This is a genomic window from Sphingomonas phyllosphaerae, from assembly GCF_029623345.1.
In the GTDB taxonomy this organism is placed as follows: Bacteria; Pseudomonadota; Alphaproteobacteria; order Sphingomonadales; family Sphingomonadaceae; genus Sphingomonas; species Sphingomonas phyllosphaerae_C.
The window spans coordinates 229,323-244,763 of the sequence record NZ_JAPYKH010000005.1 but is presented as its reverse complement, the minus strand read 5'-3'; the positions used below and the strand labels follow the sequence as shown (position 1 = coordinate 244,763).

At 69.9% G+C, this 15,441-nt stretch carries 14 protein-coding genes; 6 read left to right on the top strand and 8 right to left on the bottom strand.

What is annotated here, in order from left to right:
- Both mreC and QBJ89_RS07520 read right to left on the bottom strand, forming a co-directional pair.
- Window positions 1-805, bottom strand: an 805-nt coding sequence (gene mreC / locus QBJ89_RS07525) for a rod shape-determining protein MreC (protein WP_277979899.1), incomplete at its 3' end; no start/stop codon positions are given.
- A gap of 24 nt (window positions 806-829) precedes the next feature.
- Window positions 830-1,870, bottom strand: coding sequence for a rod shape-determining protein (locus QBJ89_RS07520; protein WP_246616620.1), 1,041 nt, complete (start codon window positions 1,868-1,870; stop codon window positions 830-832).
- Window positions 1,871-2,017: 147 nt separating this feature from the next.
- Between QBJ89_RS07520 and mutL the strand changes: the two genes are divergently transcribed.
- On the top strand, window positions 2,018-3,796 hold the full coding sequence (gene mutL / locus QBJ89_RS07515) for a DNA mismatch repair endonuclease MutL (RefSeq protein ID WP_277979898.1): 1,779 nt from the start codon (window positions 2,018-2,020) through the stop codon (window positions 3,794-3,796).
- Window positions 3,797-4,517: 721 nt separating this feature from the next.
- On the opposite strand, the gene rplI is transcribed toward mutL, so the two are convergent.
- Genes rplI through rpsF form a run of 3 tightly spaced genes read right to left on the bottom strand, consistent with a single transcriptional unit; the run spans window position 4,518 to window position 5,785 of the window.
- Window positions 4,518-5,111, bottom strand: a complete 594-nt coding sequence (gene rplI, locus QBJ89_RS07510; protein ID WP_277979897.1) for a 50S ribosomal protein L9 — start codon at window positions 5,109-5,111, stop codon at window positions 4,518-4,520.
- A 12-nt stretch (window positions 5,112-5,123) separates the two neighbouring features.
- A complete protein-coding gene (gene rpsR, locus QBJ89_RS07505) occupies window positions 5,124-5,348 on the bottom strand; it encodes a 30S ribosomal protein S18 (RefSeq protein ID WP_007403456.1) in 225 nt (74 codons plus the stop codon).
- A complete protein-coding gene (rpsF, locus tag QBJ89_RS07500) occupies window positions 5,348-5,785 on the bottom strand; it encodes a 30S ribosomal protein S6 (RefSeq protein ID WP_277979896.1) in 438 nt (145 codons plus the stop codon). Before rpsF ends, rpsR begins: the two co-directional genes overlap by 1 nt.
- 242 nt (window positions 5,786-6,027) lie before the next feature.
- On the opposite strand from rpsF, the gene fabD reads away from it, so the two are divergent.
- Window positions 6,028-6,987 (top strand): ACP S-malonyltransferase, encoded by a 960-nt coding sequence (gene fabD, locus QBJ89_RS07495; RefSeq protein WP_277979895.1) that lies wholly within the window; start codon window positions 6,028-6,030, stop codon window positions 6,985-6,987.
- Here fabD and QBJ89_RS07490 read toward each other — a convergent pair whose 3' ends face one another.
- A complete protein-coding gene (locus tag QBJ89_RS07490; RefSeq protein WP_277979894.1) occupies window positions 6,988-8,070 on the bottom strand; it encodes an acyltransferase family protein in 1,083 nt (360 codons plus the stop codon).
- Between the two features lie 161 nt (window positions 8,071-8,231).
- Here QBJ89_RS07490 and fabG point away from each other — a divergent pair, with 161 nt between their 5' ends.
- The 4 genes from fabG (at window position 8,232) to mltG (ending at window position 11,712) form a co-directional block, all read left to right on the top strand.
- Window positions 8,232-8,969 carry a 3-oxoacyl-[acyl-carrier-protein] reductase gene (gene fabG, locus QBJ89_RS07485; protein ID WP_277979893.1) on the top strand — a complete coding sequence of 246 codons (738 nt, stop codon included), beginning with the start codon at window positions 8,232-8,234 and terminating at the stop codon, window positions 8,967-8,969.
- Window positions 8,970-9,100: 131 nt separating this feature from the next.
- Window positions 9,101-9,337 (top strand): acyl carrier protein, encoded by a 237-nt coding sequence (locus QBJ89_RS07480; RefSeq protein WP_028056834.1) that lies wholly within the window; start codon window positions 9,101-9,103, stop codon window positions 9,335-9,337.
- A gap of 137 nt (window positions 9,338-9,474) precedes the next feature.
- The gene (gene fabF, locus QBJ89_RS07475) at window positions 9,475-10,731 is read left to right on the top strand and encodes a beta-ketoacyl-ACP synthase II (protein WP_277979892.1); all 1,257 of its coding nucleotides are present in this window, start codon (window positions 9,475-9,477) and stop codon (window positions 10,729-10,731) included.
- Between the two features lie 12 nt (window positions 10,732-10,743).
- Window positions 10,744-11,712, top strand: coding sequence for an endolytic transglycosylase MltG (gene mltG, locus QBJ89_RS07470; protein ID WP_277979891.1), 969 nt, complete (start codon window positions 10,744-10,746; stop codon window positions 11,710-11,712).
- Between the two features lie 260 nt (window positions 11,713-11,972).
- Here the strand turns inward: mltG and QBJ89_RS07465 are convergent, their stop codons facing one another.
- Window positions 11,973-12,974 carry an alpha/beta hydrolase gene (locus tag QBJ89_RS07465; RefSeq protein WP_277979890.1) on the bottom strand — a complete coding sequence of 334 codons (1,002 nt, stop codon included), beginning with the start codon at window positions 12,972-12,974 and terminating at the stop codon, window positions 11,973-11,975.
- Between the two features lie 2 nt (window positions 12,975-12,976).
- Window positions 12,977-15,376, bottom strand: coding sequence for a glycoside hydrolase family 3 protein (locus tag QBJ89_RS07460; RefSeq protein ID WP_277979889.1), 2,400 nt, complete (start codon window positions 15,374-15,376; stop codon window positions 12,977-12,979).
- Window positions 15,377-15,441: the final 65 nt, after the last annotated feature.

The following is a 15,441-nucleotide window of genomic DNA, read 5'->3' as shown; positions in this document are numbered from 1 at the left end:
GCGAGTCGGGGCGCGCGAACGGTCGCGCCGGTGCGCTGTCGGTCCCTGCGCGCAGCACCCGCGCGACCGGCACGCCGGGCACGAAGATGCCGCCCGTGCCCGAGGTGACGAACAGGTCGCCGGGGCGGAAGCGCCCGTCGGCGGTATCGATCGTGCGCACGTCGACCAGCCCGTCGCCACGCCCCGCCGCCAATGCGGGGCGGCCGTCGCGGGTGCGGCGTACCGGCACCACGCTCTCGGGGTCGGTGATCAGCAGCACGCGCGCGGTATCGGGGCCGACGTACAGCACGCGCCCGATCAGACCCTCCGGACCCGTCACCGGCTGGCCGTCCTCCACGCCCTGGAAGCTGCCCGCGTTGAGCAGGCCGAAGCGACGCGTGCTCGACGCGCTGGTGCTGACGATCCGCGCTGCCGCGATCGTCTCGGGCAGCCGGTCGCGCAGAACGAGGAGACGCCGCAGCCGCACGTTCTCGATCTGCGCTTGCCGGCCGGCGAGCAGTGCGCCGCGCGCCTGGTTGAGCCGCGCGCGCAGCTGCTGGTTCTCACTGCGCACCTGGAAGTGGCTGGCGATCGCGTCGGGAACCGAGGCAATCTGGCTGCCCGCGCCCGCCAGCAGCGCCGCCGGCGGCGCGGTCAGCTCCGCCACCGCGGCGCGCAGGGCGTTGAAGGCGACCGGGTTGAAGGTCGACAGCGCAAGCAGCACCGCGCCGACCACCGCCCCGGCAATACCGAGGATGTAGGTGAGGAACAGACTATACTGCGCGCGCCGCGAGAAGCCCGGACGCCGATCCCGTGACGGCGCCATTGCCGCCATCTCCTCGCCTCGAGCTTATCCGTTCTGGAGAACAGCGCGGAACATCGGGTCCTCGAGCGCGCGGCCCGTCCCGATCGCAACGCAGATCAGCGGGTCGTCCGCGACCGTCACCGGCAGTCCGGTCTCGTCGCGCAGCACCTCGTCGAGCCCCTGCAGCAGCGCACCGCCGCCGGTGAGGACGATGCCCTGGTCGACGATGTCGGCGGCCAGCTCCGGCGCGGTGTTCTCCAGCGCGATACGGACGCCATCGACAATCGCGGCGACCGGCTCGCTCACCGCCTCGGCGATCTGCGCCTGGTTGATCTGGATCTCCTTTGGCACGCCGTTGACCAGATCGCGGCCCTTGATGTGGACCGTCTTGCCGATGCCGTCGATCGGCGGCTTGGCGCAGCCCAGTTCCTGCTTGATCCGCTCGGCGGTGGCCTCGCCGATCAGCAGGTTGTGGTTGCGGCGGACGTAGCTCACGATGGCATCGTCCATCTTGTCGCCACCGACGCGCACCGAGGTGGTGTAGGCGAGGCCGCGCAGCGACAGCACCGCCACCTCCGTGGTGCCGCCGCCGATGTCGACCACCATCGAGCCGACCGGCTCGGTCACGGGCATGTCAGCGCCGATCGCCGCCGCCATCGGCTCCTCGATCAGATAGACCGCGCTGGCGCCGGCGTTCTGCGCGGCGTCGCGGATCGCGCGGCGCTCCACCTTGGTCGAGCCCGAGGGGACGCAGATCACGATCTCGGGCCAGCGCATGAAACGCCGGCGGCCGTGCACCTTCTCGATGAAATATTTGATCATCTGCTCGGCGACATCGATGTCGGCGATGACACCGTCACGTAAGGGGCGGATCGCCTCGATCGAGCCGGGCGTCTTGCCCATCATCAGCTTGGCGTCCTCGCCGACGGCCTTGACCCGCTTCTGACCGTTGATGGTCTCGACCGCGACGACCGATGGCTCGTTGAGCACGATGCCGCGCCCGCGCACGTACACCACCGTGTTCGCGGTGCCGAGATCGATCGCCATGTCGTGCGAGGTCATCTTGAACAAGCGCGAGAATACCATTGAGGTTGTGGTCCGTTGCTGTGCGCGCCGGGCGGGACGACCGGCCATGTTCGTCTATATCCGATCCGCGCGCCGCCGCCGTGAATCATGCGTGCAATTCTATCTGCGGGGTCGCGGGAAGCGGCGGCTTGGGCTAGGTGCTGCGCTGTGTCAATACGCCGGCTCCCCTCGCATCTGGTCAATCGCATCGCCGCGGGCGAAGTGGTCGAAAGACCGGCCAGCGCGTTGAAGGAGCTGGTCGAGAACGCGATTGACTCCGGCGCGACGCGGGTCGCGGTGGTGCTCGCCGCGGGGGGTGTCGAGCGCATCGAGGTGGCCGACGACGGCTGCGGCATGAGCCCGGACGAGATCGCGCTTGCGCTCGAGCGCCACGCCACCTCCAAGCTGCCCGACGACGCGATCGAGGCGGTGCAGACGCTCGGCTTCCGCGGCGAGGCGCTGCCGTCGATCGCTTCGGTTGCGCGGCTGACGGTCGAGAGCCGCCCGCGCGGCGCCGAGGGCTGGGCGCGGACCGTGGACAACGGCACGGTCGAGTACGACGGCCCCGCCGCGCTGCCGCCGGGTACGCGCGTGGTGGTGGAGGAGCTGTTCGCGCGCGTGCCGGCGCGGCGCAAGTTCCTGCGCTCGCCGCGCTCCGAATATGCCAGCTGCCTCGATGTGGTGAAACGGCTCGCGATGGCACGCCCCGACATCGCCTTCGCGGTCGAGCATGACGGTCGTCGCGTGCTGGCGGTGCCCGCGGCGGAGGGACGGCCGGGGCGAGTCGCCGCGCTGACCGACCGCGCGCTCGCCGACAATTCGGTCGCGGTCGACCTGGAACGCGACGGGCATGTGCTCGGCGGTGTGGCGGGGCTGCCGACCTTCCATCGCGGCGTGGCCGATCACCAATATCTCTTCGTCAACGGGCGGCCTGTGCGGGACCGGCTGCTGATCGGCGCGATCCGCGGCGCCTATGCCGAGATGATGCCGCGCGACCGCCACGCCGTGGTCGCCCTGTTCCTCGACGTCCCAGCGAGCGAGGTCGACGTCAACGTCCACCCGGCCAAGACCGAGGTGCGCTTCCGCGATCCGGCGCTGGTGCGCGGCATGATCGTCTCCGGGCTGCGCCGCGCGCTCGACGCTGCCGGCCACCGCGTCGCGCACTCGGCGCCGGCGGACATCGGCGCTTTGTGGCGGCCCGAGCCGGTCGCTGCCGTCGCGGCCCCGGCGTTCGGCTTCGATACCCTGCCGACGTTGGGGTCGTCGCCCGGCGGCACGCTGCTGCGCGAGCAGCGCACCACCTTCCTGAGGCCACCGCCGCAGGCGCGCGCCGAGGCGAGCTGGGCGTCCCCGGCCGAGCGCGACGATTACCCGCTCGGTGCGGCGCGCGGACAGGTCAACAAGACCTATATCGTCGCCGAGGCGCAGGACGGGCTGGTGCTGGTCGACCAGCATGCCGCGCACGAGCGATTGGTGCTGGAGCGGATGCGCGCCGCGCTCGCCGGCGGGCGCGTGGCGAGCCAGGCGTTGCTGATCCCCGAGGTGGTCGAGCTCGACGAGCCCGCCTGCGACCGGCTCGAGGCGCGTGCGGCCGAACTCGCCGACTTCGGGCTCGAGCTGGAGCGGTTCGGCGCGCGCGCGATGCTGGTGCGCGCCACTCCCGCGCTGCTCGGCAGCGGCGATCCGACCGCGCTGGTGACCGACCTCGCCGACGAGCTCGCCGCCTATGACGAGGCGCTGTCGCTGCGCGAGCGGCTTGACGCGGTGGCGGGGACGATGGCGTGCCACGGCTCGGTCCGTGCCGGGCGTGCGCTCTCACTGGCGGAGATGAACGCGCTGCTGCGCGAGATGGAAGCGACGCCGCACTCGGGCCAATGCAATCACGGACGCCCGACCTGGGTGAAGCTTGATTTCCCCGATATCGAGAAACTGTTCGCGCGACGGTGACGGGGCGCCGCCATGGCCCCCACTGGCGTGATCCTGAACTCGTTTCAGGATCCAAGGTGCCGCGTGAATGAACCAGGCGGCCATTGCGGGGCGATGAATCCCGAGACAAGCTCGGGATGACCCCGTGAGGTGGCGGCGCGAAACCTACTTTGGCTTCGTCCCGCTCGCCGGCACCTGCGATAGCCGCGTTAGCAGCAGCGGGATGTCTTGTGTGATATAGGTGTCGGTCGGCACCGTCACGCTCGTGCGCAGCACCTTGCCCAGCGCGCTGACGCGCTCTCTCCTGTCTCTGTCCGACGCGGTCACAATCCGGATGTCCTTACGCTCACACAAGGCAGCCGCCACACCCGATCCGGTGCACCGTCGCCGTCACTGCAGGCTCAACCCGTCCGGATCACGCGCGTTCCGCTCGGGAGCGTCGCTCGTCGCACGGCGAAACGCTTTGTCGCAGCGGCTATTCGTTCAGCCCGCCGCAACCTTTGCGCGGTGTGTGCATTCTCCCCGGCAATCCAGCACAACAGGTCGCGCTATGAGCAAGATTATGCCGCTAGTTCTCGCACTTGTCCCGCTCGCCGCGGTGGTTGGCGCCGTCGTGACGGTGCCCTAAACAGAGAGTTCCCCGGGCGTCGTTTCCCCACCCCCCCACGGCGCCCAAACGGAAAGGCCCGCCCGGATCGCTCCGGGCGGGCCTTTCTGTTCACCGCGAACGGCAGCGCGGGGCTCACCCCTGCGCCGGTTCGTCCTGCGCCTCCGCGGTCGCGCCCGGCTCGGCGTTGGGATCATAGTCCTCGGTGAAGCCGCCCTGGTCGCGGCCTTCCTCGAACACCTGCGCCATGACGTCGACGCCCTGCGCCTGCATGTCGGCCTCTTCCGGCGAGCGCGCAACGTTGACCTTCACGATCACTGCCACCTCGGGGTGGAGCTGCACGCGCACGTCGTACACGCCGATCGCCTTGATCGGACGGTCGAGCACGACCTGGCTCTTGGTCACCTTGTGACCGTCGGCCTCGAGCGCCTCGACCAGATCACGCACCGCAACCGAGCCGTACAGCTGGCCGGTGTTCGACGACTGGCGGATCAGCGTGACCTGCGCATCCTTGAACGAGCCGGCCTCCTTCTCCGCGTCCGAGCGACGCGACGCGTTGTCGGCCTCGATGCGCGCGCGATTGGCCTCGAACACCTTGCGGTTGGCCTCGTTGGCGCGGAGCGCCTTCTTGTTCGGCAGCAGGTAGTTACGGGCGAACCCGTCCTTTACCTTCACCACGTCGCCGATGCCGCCGAGCTTCTCGACGCGCTCAAGCAGGATGATATCCATCTGCTCTTCTCCTTACTTCACGACGTAGGGCAGCAGGCCCAGGTGGCGCGCACGCTTGATCGCCTGCGCCAGCTCGCGCTGCTTCTTGGCGCTCACCGAGGTGATGCGCGACGGGACGATCTTGCCACGCTCGGACACGAAGCCCTGGAGCAGACGGACGTCCTTATAGTCGATCCGGGGCGCATCCTTGGCGCTGAACGGGCACGACTTGCGGCGGCGGAAAAACGGGCGCGCCATTATGCGATCTCCTCTTCGCGGTCACGACGCGGACGATCGCCGCGGTCACCCCGGTCACCCCGGTCTCCACGATCACCCCGATCCCCGCGCTCGCCGCGGCGCTCGCGGTCGCGCTCCTGCTTGCGCATCATCACGGTCGGGCCCTGCTCATGCTCGTCGACGCGGACGGTCATGTAGCGGATCACATCCTCGTTGATGCTGGTCTGACGCTCCAGCTCGGCGACGGTGTCGCCCGGCGCGTCGATCTCGAGCATCACGTAATGCGCCTTGCGGTTCTTCGCGATGCGATAGGCGAGGCTGCGCAGCCCCCACGTCTCGGTCTTGACGACCGTGCCGCCTTGGTCGGTGACCACCTTGGTCGCGGCTTCCGCCAGCGCGTCCACTTGCGCCTGTGCCAGATCCTGGCGCGCAAGGAACACGTGCTCGTACAGAGCCATGCATGTACCTCTTCGTTGGCCGATCGCTGACGGGCACCCCATGTGCCACGCCCCTCCGGCTGTCGTGCAACAACAAGGGGCGGAAGAAGCCGTAAGCTTCCCGCCCCGAGAGCGCGCGCTATGACGCAAAGCCGCCGCGCGCGCAAGTCCCCAGCTCCCCTGCGCGTCCCCTCGCGCGGCTGCGCCGGTTGACCGCTCCCGGGTGCCGCCCTAGCAGCGCAGCCTTTCCAAGGAGAGGCACGATGCTCGCGTTCATCTTCCCCGGTCAGGGCAGCCAGGCGGTCGGCATGGGCGCTGCGCTCGCTGATGCGTCGGCGGTGGCGCGGGCGGTGTTCGGCGAAGTCGACGAGGCGCTCGGCCAGCATCTGCGCCGGCTGATGGCCGAGGGACCCGCCGACGAGCTTACGCTGACCGAGAACGCGCAGCCCGCGATCATGGCCAACGCCATCGCCACGCTGCGGGTGCTGACACAGGAGGGCGGCGTCGCGCTCGCCGACAAGGCCGATTACGTCGCCGGCCACTCGCTCGGCGAGTATTCCGCTCTGTGCGCGGCCGAGACCTTCGACCTCGCCACGACGGCGCGGCTGCTCAAGCGGCGCGGTCGCGCGATGCAGGCGGCGGTGCCGGTGGGCGAGGGGGCGATGGCGGCGCTGCTCGGCGCCGACGTTGCCAAGGCCGAGACGATCGCGGGCGCCGCTGTCGATTCGATCCTGGCCGAGGGCGGCGAGCCGCTGGTCTGCACCGTCGCCAACGACAATGATCCGTCGCAGGTGGTGATCTCGGGGCATCGCGTCGCGGTCGAGCGCGCGGTCGCGTTGGCGAATGAGCTGGGTGCCAAGCGCGCGGTGCTGCTGCCGGTGTCGGCGCCGTTCCACTGTTCGCTGATGGAGGACGCCGCGCGCGCGATGGAGGTGGCGCTGGCCGAGGCCGAGCTGCGCGCGCCGCTGGTGCCGGTCTACGCCAATGTCGACGCCGCCGCGGTGGCCGACCCCGGCGCAATCCGGCGGCTGCTGGTCGAGCAGGTGACCGGCCGCGTGCGCTGGCGCGAGTCGGTGCTGGCGATGGTGGAGGCGGGGGTGACCGAATTCGTCGAGTTCGGCGGCAAGGTGCTCGCGCCGATGGTCAAGCGCATCGCGCCCGACGTCGAGGCGGTCAGCGTGGTGTCGATGGACGACGTCGAGGCGCTGCTTAAGCGCCTTTGATCACGCCGCGACCACAAGGCGACGTGAAAGCCGGCGGCCGAGCGTGATCGCCGGGCGCTCGACCAGCCACACCGATGCCAGCACCACGAATGGCAGCAGCAGGAGCGACGGCGCGTCCGCCGCGTAATGACGCGGCTGTGCCAGGAAAAGCTGCTGCCAGAGGTACAGGCTGTACGACGCCGCGCCGACCAGCTGGAGCGGCGGAGCACTCAAGATCGCGCGTACCCACGGCAACGCATTCCCGCAGAAGACGACATAGGTGACGAGCGGTGGCAGGAACACCGCCACGGCGGCGTCGAAGCGGGTGAGTGGCGCAACGACCAGCAGCGCGACCGCGGCGAGCCACGGCGCGGTGGCACGGGCGCGCTGAACCATGTGGCGCAGCGCGGCGCTCGAGGCATAGAGCGCACCAGCGGCGATGCAGCCGAACGACGTGGCGTTGCTGTGGAATACGCCCGGCCGCAACGCGACGGCGACGCCACATGCGATCACGCCGAAGGCGAGCAATCGCGCGCGCAGCAGCGGTGCCACCAGCACGAAGAGCATCGGCCAGGCGAGATAGAATTGCTCCTCCACCGCGAGCGACCAGGTATGGGCCACCCACCAATGACAGTCGACGATCCCGGTGTTGCAGGAGAAGCTGGCGGAGGATACCAAGCTCGTTCGCGGCAGCGACAGTGCGCCGCTCGCGTCCAGCAAGACGAGGCTGGCGTAATAGACCAGCAGCGGCGGCAGGATGCGGCAGCTGCGCCGGGTGTAGAACGCGGCGAGGTCGACGCGACCGCTGGCCTGACGCTCGCGCATCATCAGCGCGGTGATGATATAGCCGCTGATGACGAAGAAGATCTGAACGCCCGTCTGCGCCAGCGGCGTCGCCAGCCGCTGCGCAACGTGCGCGAGCGCGCCCTCAGCTGCGCCGAAGCGGAACGTCGCGGCATGCGCGACAACGACGAACAGCGCGGCGATCGCACGCCATCCATCGACGGCGCGGTCGCGTCCGCCGCGCGGCAACGCGCCGTCGGTTCGCTCGGCCTCGTTACCCGCGCTCGCCCCCGCGACGCTGGCACCCGCGATGCTCGTCATCCTCGTTCCCCCACGCCGCTCACACCTCCCCTCGGTATAAGCGACGTAGGTCAATCCTAGCGGGGCCGCCGGCGCTTTGTCACGGCACTCCCGCGTCTCATTGCGGGCTTGCCGACCGGATCGGAGGCGATAAAGCGTCAGGCCAGATATGAGGAGGCACGATGTTCGATCTCACAGGCATGACCGCGCTGGTCACCGGCGCCTCCGGCGGGATCGGCTCCGCCATCGCGCGGGGGCTTGCCGGGCAGGGCGCGCGCCTCGCGCTGTCGGGCTCGAACGCCGACAAGCTGGAGCACTTCCGCGACGAGCTCGGCGGTGACCATGTCGCGCTCGCCTGCGACCTGTCCGACGCGGCCGCGGTCGACGCGCTGGTGCCGCGCGCGGTCGAGGCGCTCGGCAAGCTCGACGTGCTCGTCAACAACGCCGGCGTCACGCGCGACAATCTCGCCATGCGGATGAAGGACGACGAATGGGACCAGGTTATCCGGGTCAATCTTGAAGCCGCCTTCCGCCTGATCCGCGCCGCCGCCAAGCCGATGATGAAGGCGCGCTTCGGCCGCGTCGTCTCGATCACCTCGGTGGTGGGGCAGACCGGCAACCCCGGGCAGGCCAATTACGCCGCCTCCAAGGCCGGTCTGGTCGGCATGTCCAAGGCGCTCGCGCAGGAGCTGGCCAGCCGCAACATCACGGTCAACTGCGTCGCGCCGGGCTTCATCCGCTCGGCGATGACCGACGGGCTGCCCGAGGCGCAGAAGAGCGCGCTGCTCGGACGCATCCCCGCAGGCGACCTCGGCTGCGGCGAGGACATCGCCGCTGCGGTGGTGTATCTGGCGTCGCGCGAGGCCGGTTACGTCACCGGGCAGACGGTGCACGTCAACGGCGGCATGGCGATGATCTGAGCCGCTGAGGCGGTGAACGGCAGGGCGCAGGAGGGTGTCGCGAGCCATTCGCACCCTTGCCACGGGAGCGAGCCCGTTCTACCTGCGTTCAGCAATTCGAAACCTACCCCCCAATTGAAAGAGGGAAAGCTATGAGCGAGACCGCCGACCGCGTGAAGAAGATCGTCGTCGAGCATCTCGGCGTCGAGGCCGACAAGGTCACCGAGGACGCCAGCTTCATCGACGATCTGGGCGCGGACAGCCTCGACATCGTCGAGCTGGTGATGGCGTTCGAGGAAGAGTTCGGCGTCGAGATTCCCGACGATGCGGCCGAGAAGATCTCGACCGTGAAGGACGCGATCACCTATATCGACGAGCACAAGGGCTGAGGAACGGGGGGAGACCTCCCGCTCCAGCGAGCTGATCTGAGCGGCTCCCTGTCCTCGACCAGAGGGTGGGGAGCCGTTTCGTTTGCGAGAGCCGGCAGCGCGACGCGTGGCGCAGCGCCGGTGAAGAAGGAAAGTCTATGCGCCGTGTCGTCGTCACCGGTCTTGGCCTCGTCACCCCGCTCGGGGCCGACGTGGAGACCTGCTGGGCCAATCTGATCGCGGGCAAGTCGGGCGCCGGCCCGATCACCCGCTTCGACGCGTCGGATCAGAAGTGCACGATCGCGTGCGAGGTGAAGCCCGCGGACCATCCCTGGGGCTTCGATCCTGACAAGCGTGTCGATCACAAGGTCCAGCGCCAGGTCGATCCCTTCATCGTCTACGGCATCGACGCGGCCGGCCAGGCGCTTGAGGATGCCGGGCTCACCGAGATGAGCGAGGCGGCGCGGTTCCGCGCCGGCTGCTCGATCGGCTCGGGCATCGGCGGCCTGCCAGGGATCGAGAGCGAGTCGCTCGTGCTGGCCGAGAAAGGACCGAAGCGAGTCAGCCCACATTTCGTCCACGGCCGGCTGATCAACCTGATCTCGGGCCAGGTCTCGATCAAATACGGGTTGATGGGGCCGAACCATGCGGTCGTCACCGCCTGCTCGACCGGTGCGCACTCGATCGGCGACGCCGCGCGGATGATCGCGCTGGACGACGCTGACGTGATGCTTGCGGGTGGGTCGGAGAGCACGGTCTGCCCGATCGGCATCGCCGGCTTCGCCGCGGCGCGCGCGCTCAACACCAGCTTCAACGACCGGCCGGAACAGGCCAGCCGCCCCTATGACCGTGACCGCGACGGCTTCGTCATGGGCGAGGGCGCGGGCGTGGTCGTGCTCGAGGAATATGAGCGGGCCAAGGCGCGCGGCGCGAAGATCTATGCCGAGGTGATCGGTTACGGCCTGTCAGGAGACGCCTTCCACGTCACCGCGCCCGAGCCGGAAGGATCGGGCGCGTATCGCGCGATGGAGATGGCGATGCGCAAGTCGGGCCTCGCGCTATCGGACATCGACTATATCAACGCGCACGGCACCTCGACCATGGCGGACATGATCGAGCTGGGCGCGGTCAAGCGGTTGTTCGGGGATGCCGTTGGTGGGCTGTCGATGAGCTCGACCAAATCGGCGATCGGTCATCTGCTCGGCGGTGCGGGTGCGGTGGAGAGCATCTTCTGCATCCTGGCGATGCGCGACCAGATCGTGCCGCCGACGCTCAACCTCGACAACCCGTCCGAGGGTGCCGAGGGCGTCGACCTCGTGCCGCATGTCGCGCGCAAGCGTGAGGTGCGTGCGGTGCTCAACAACAGCTTCGGCTTCGGCGGCACCAACGCCTCGCTGGTGATGAAGACGATCTGAGGCCGCTGAGTCATGCGCCGGCTCGGCTGCCTCGGACTGATCGTCGCACTGCTGCTGTTCGGCGCGGGCGTGTGGGTGGCGCAGGGCTGGAAGGGCGCCGGCCCGCTACGGCGTGACGCGACCGTGACCGTCGCCGAGGGCAGCTCGCTCGCGGGTGCGGCCACTGCGCTCGAGCGCGCGGGCGTGATCGCCTCGGCGCGCCGCTTCCGCTTGCAGGCGCGGCTGTTTGGCAGCGCGACACCGATCCGCGCGGGCGAATATGCGATTTCCGCGCGGGCCAGCGCGTCGCAGGTGCTCGCGCTGCTCCAGAGCGGCAAGGTGGTGCAGCGGCTGGTGGTCATCCCCGAGGGGCTGCCAGCGGTAATGGTGCGCGACGTCCTGCTGCGCGCCGACGCGCTGAGCGGCGACGTCGCGGCGCCCGCGGAGGGATCGGTGCTGCCCGACGGCTATGCGTTCGAGCGCGGCGAGCCGCGCGCCGCGGTGCTGGCGCGCATGCAGCGCGCGATGCGCGACTATCTCGCCGCCGCATGGAAGCGGCGCAGGCCGACGTCGGCGGTGACGACGCCGCAGCAGGCGCTGGTGCTCGCCTCGATCGTTGAGAAAGAGACCGGCAAGCCGGCGGAGCGGCGGATGGTGGCGGCGGTCTACTCGAACCGGTTGCGGCTCGGCATGCCGCTCCAGGCCGACCCGACCGTGATCTACCCGATCACCAAGGGTCGCCCGCTGGGCCGCCGCATCCGTCAGAGCGAGCTGCACGCCAAGAACGGCTACAACACCTACGCCTCGACCGGCCTGCCGGTCGGACCGATCGCCAACCCGGGGCGGCTGTCGATCGACGCGGTGCTCGATCCGGCGCCGTCACGCGCGCTCTATTTCGTGGCGGACGGTAGCGGCGGGCACGTCTTCGCCGACACCCTCGAGCAGCACAACGCCAATGTGAAGCGCTGGTTCGCGATCCGGCGCACGCGCGGGGAGATGTGAGGGGGACGAGGCGGAGCGAGGAGACGAGAGGAAGCGAAGTTCATGTCGCGGCTCCGAACAACGTTGATGAGCGCCGGCACTTAATCTTCGTCATCCGCGCGCAGGCGGGGATCCAGACGCGCAGACGTCCCGCCTCCAGCTGATCGTACAGCGTATGTGGATGCCCGCCTGCGCGGGAATGACGGAGGAAGGTCGGGCGCCGCGGCGTGACATAAGTGACGGTGCCGCCGGAATGACAGGTTTCGCTCCCTGCGGCCGCTTTACCCCGACGTGGGGAAAACCCGCTGCCGCGCCGCGTACGCCGCGAAGAGCTTCGGCCAGACCGACCCGGGCGCGCTGTCGGGCAGGCGCGTACCAAAGCCGTGGCCGCCCTGGTCAAAGGCGTGCAGCTCCGCCGGCCGCTTCGCCGCCAGCAGCGCCTGGTACAGCACCAGGCTGTTCTCGATCGGCACCGTGTTGTCGTCGCTCGCATGGACGAGGAAGACCGGCGGCGTGTCGGCCGTCACGCGGCGCTCGACCGAGGCGTCGCGGCGCTGCGCGTCGCTCGACGGCGTGCCCAGCAGATTGTCGCGCGAGCCCTGGTGCGTGAACGACTCCGCCAGTGTGACCACCGGGTAGATCAGCCCGGCGAGATCGGGCCGCGCCGATTGTTCGTCGGCGGGGTCGACCGGCGCGTAGACCGGCTCGGCGTGGCGCGTGGCGAGACTGCCGGCGAGATGCCCGCCCGCGGAGAAGCCCAGCGCCGCGACCCGCTTGGGATCGACCCCGAACTCACTCGCGCGCGCGCGGATCACGCGCACCGCGCGCTGGGCGTCCTGGAGCGGTACCAGCGCGCGATTGCCCCAGCCCTCCGCAGGCAGCCGGTAGGAGAGGATGAAGCAGGTGACGCCCAGCTTGTTGAGCCAGCGCGCCTGTTCCTCCCCCTCATTGTCCCAGGCGATGAAGCCGTAGCCACCCCCGGGAATGAGCAGCACCGCGGCGCCGTTGGCGCGCGCCGGACGGCGTACCGTCAGGCCCGGCCGCGCCACGCCGGTGACCCACCGATCGTTGAAGCTCGCGTCCTTCGATCGTTGCTCGATCTTGGGCGTCGGCAGCGTCGCGGGCGCGCCGGGCGCGGCGTCAGGCCAAAGCAGGATCGTCGCGCCGGGAATATCGTCCGGCGCCGCGGGTGCGGCGGCGGCGGCGAAAGGCGTGGCGAGCGGCGCGGCGGTGAGCGCAGCGACCACGGTGCGGCGGCTGGGCAGGTTCCCGGGCAGGTCCATCGTCATGCGCCCGGGCATACCGCACCTGCGGGGTCGGTGGCGAGCCGGATATCCGCGATCGCGACCGCGAATGGCGCGGTCGCGCCCAGTGCCATCGGCGTATCGACCGACTCCATGGTCGCACCGGCGGTGCGGAAGCACTTCAGCGGTACGCGCAGCACGTGCCAGCCGGCGCTCGAGTCGAGCGCGCGCGCGACATCGACCTTGCCGCCACCCAGCGCGAGCGACACCGGCCCGGTCGCGGCTCGATCGACGCGGTAGCTGATCTGAAGGTTGAGGTCGGCGTTGGTCTCGCGCACCAGTGACAGCGCGGGGCCGGTGATCCGCGCGCTGCCCGCACCGCGCCAACTCAGCTGCACGGCGCCCTCCTGCGCGGTGGCGCTGTCGACCGCGGTTCGGGTCACCATGGGGTCCAGCGCGAGCTGGAACGGCGCTGGCACGCGCCCGCGCGCAAAGAACAGGCTGGTGTTGGCGAGACTGGCGTCGACCCCGGCCTCTTCGCTCAGCGTCGGCACGCTGCCGCGGCTGGCGTAGCTCAGCCCATAGCCGAACGGGAACAAGGGATCGTAACCCACCGCGCCCTTGTTGAGCGTGAACTGGCCGGCGTTCTTTGGCCAGCTGAAGGAGAGCTTGCCGGTGAAGTCGCGCTTGCCGCCGACCAGCACGTCCGCGACGCCTTCGCCCTCGGAACCGGGGAACCAGGCCGCGACGAACGCGTCCGATTGGTTCAACTCGGGATTGACCCACAACGGCCGCCCCGAGAGGAACACCGACACGGTCGGCACGCCCGCCGCCTTCAGCTTCTTGAGCAGCGCAAGCGACTCCTTGTCGCCCGCCTCGAACTCGAGCGTGCGGACGTCGCCGCGCATCTCGGCATAGGGCTGCTCGCCGAACACGACGATCGCGACATCGGGCTTGGCCGCGAAGCTGCCGTCGCGCGACAGGGTCGCGGTGCCGCCGCCCGCCTTGGCCGCGGCGGCGATCCCGGCGTAGATCGAGGTGGCGCCGGGGAAGTCGGCATTGGTGTTGCCGTCGCCCTGCCACGATAGCGTCCAGCCGCCCGCCTGACGGCCGATATCGTCCGCGGCGTCGCCGACCACGAGGATGTTGGCGTTCGCCTTGACCGGCAGCACGCCATTGTTCTTGAGCAGCACGAGGCTCTTGGCCACTGCTTCGCGGGCGACGGCGCGATGCTCGGCCGAACCGACGGTGCCGCCGCGCGCTTCCCACGGCCGCGCCGGGTCGAACAGGCCGAGCTTCATCTTGACGCGCAGGATGCGGCGCACCGCGTCGTCGATGCGCGTCATCGGCAGCTTGCCCGCCTTCACCGCGGCGAGCGTGGTGTCGAACATGCCCTTCCAGCTGTCCGGCGCCATCGCCATGTCGAGCCCGGCGGCGAAGGTGGCGGGGCAGTCATTGTTGGTGCAGCCCGGCACCTGGCCGTGGCCGTTCCAGTCGCCGACGACGAAGCCCTCGAACCCCATGCGGCCCTTGAGCACGTCGGTCAGCAGCGAGTGGTTGCCGTGCATCTTCTGGCCGTTCCAGCTCGAGAAGCTGGCCATCACCGTCATCGCGCCGGCCTTGATCGCGGGCGGGTAGCCGGCGCCATGGACCTTGATCAGCGTCTCCTCGTCGACCTGCGTGTCGCCTTGGTCGACGCCGTCCTTGGTGCCGCCGTCGCCGAGGAAATGCTTGGGGCTGGCGGCGACATGGCCGTGCTGGATGCCCTGCTGGCCGGGGACGCCCTGCAGCCCCTCGATCATCGCGCCGGCATAGGACGCGACCACCGCCGGGTCCTCGGAATAGCCCTCATAGGCGCGGCCCCAGCGATCGTCCTGCGGCACCGCCAGCGTCGGCCCGAACGCCCAGTCGATCCCCGCCGCAGCGGTCTCCTCGGCGGTGACCGCGCCGATGCGGCGGATCAGCGCGGGGTCGCGCATCGCGCCGAGCGCGCTGTTGTGCGGGAACAGCGTCGCGCCGACGACATTGTTGTCGCCGTGTACCGCATCGACGCCGAACATCAGCGGGACGGCGACGTGGCCGGCGCGCCGCTCCAGCGCCACCGCGTTGAAGGCGCGCGAGGTGGCGACCCAGGCGGCGGCGGGCGAGCGGTCGGGGCTGCCGAGCGGGGGCGAGCTGCCGCCTGCCAGGATCGAACCGAGCGGATAGCGGCGCAGGTCCTCGGGCTTGATCGAGCCGATGTCGGCCTGGATCATCTGCCCGATCTTCTCCTCCAGCGTCATCTGCTTCATCAGAGCGGTGACCTTGGCCTCGGTCGCCGCGTCGACCAAGCCGACGCTCTTGGCCGCGGGCCAGCGGTCGGGATGCGCGACCTGCGCGACGCCGGCGGTGGCGCTGCCGGCCAGCAGCAGCGTCAGCGAAAATTGCGAGAAACGCCCCATTCTTCCCCTCCCGAGACGGGTCGCCAGCCCCTGACGGTGCGATCCCGTAAACGGCGTGAACATAG

Coding starts and splice junctions, on each gene's coding strand:
- fabF (WP_277979892.1), top strand. CDS start 9,475: ATGCGCCGTGTCGTCGTCACCGGTCTTGGCCTCGTCACCCCGCTCGGG.
- rpsF (WP_277979896.1), bottom strand. CDS start 5,785: ATGGCTCTGTACGAGCACGTGTTCCTTGCGCGCCAGGATCTGGCACAG.
- QBJ89_RS07520 (WP_246616620.1), bottom strand. CDS start 1,870: ATGGTATTCTCGCGCTTGTTCAAGATGACCTCGCACGACATGGCGATC.
- QBJ89_RS07480 (WP_028056834.1), top strand. CDS start 9,101: ATGAGCGAGACCGCCGACCGCGTGAAGAAGATCGTCGTCGAGCATCTC.
- QBJ89_RS07460 (WP_277979889.1), bottom strand. CDS start 15,376: ATGGGGCGTTTCTCGCAATTTTCGCTGACGCTGCTGCTGGCCGGCAGC.
- mltG (WP_277979891.1), top strand. CDS start 10,744: ATGCGCCGGCTCGGCTGCCTCGGACTGATCGTCGCACTGCTGCTGTTC.
- rplI (WP_277979897.1), bottom strand. CDS start 5,111: ATGGATATCATCCTGCTTGAGCGCGTCGAGAAGCTCGGCGGCATCGGC.
- fabG (WP_277979893.1), top strand. CDS start 8,232: ATGTTCGATCTCACAGGCATGACCGCGCTGGTCACCGGCGCCTCCGGC.
- fabD (WP_277979895.1), top strand. CDS start 6,028: ATGCTCGCGTTCATCTTCCCCGGTCAGGGCAGCCAGGCGGTCGGCATG.
- rpsR (WP_007403456.1), bottom strand. CDS start 5,348: ATGGCGCGCCCGTTTTTCCGCCGCCGCAAGTCGTGCCCGTTCAGCGCC.
- QBJ89_RS07490 (WP_277979894.1), bottom strand. CDS start 8,070: ATGACGAGCATCGCGGGTGCCAGCGTCGCGGGGGCGAGCGCGGGTAAC.
- QBJ89_RS07465 (WP_277979890.1), bottom strand. CDS start 12,974: ATGGACCTGCCCGGGAACCTGCCCAGCCGCCGCACCGTGGTCGCTGCG.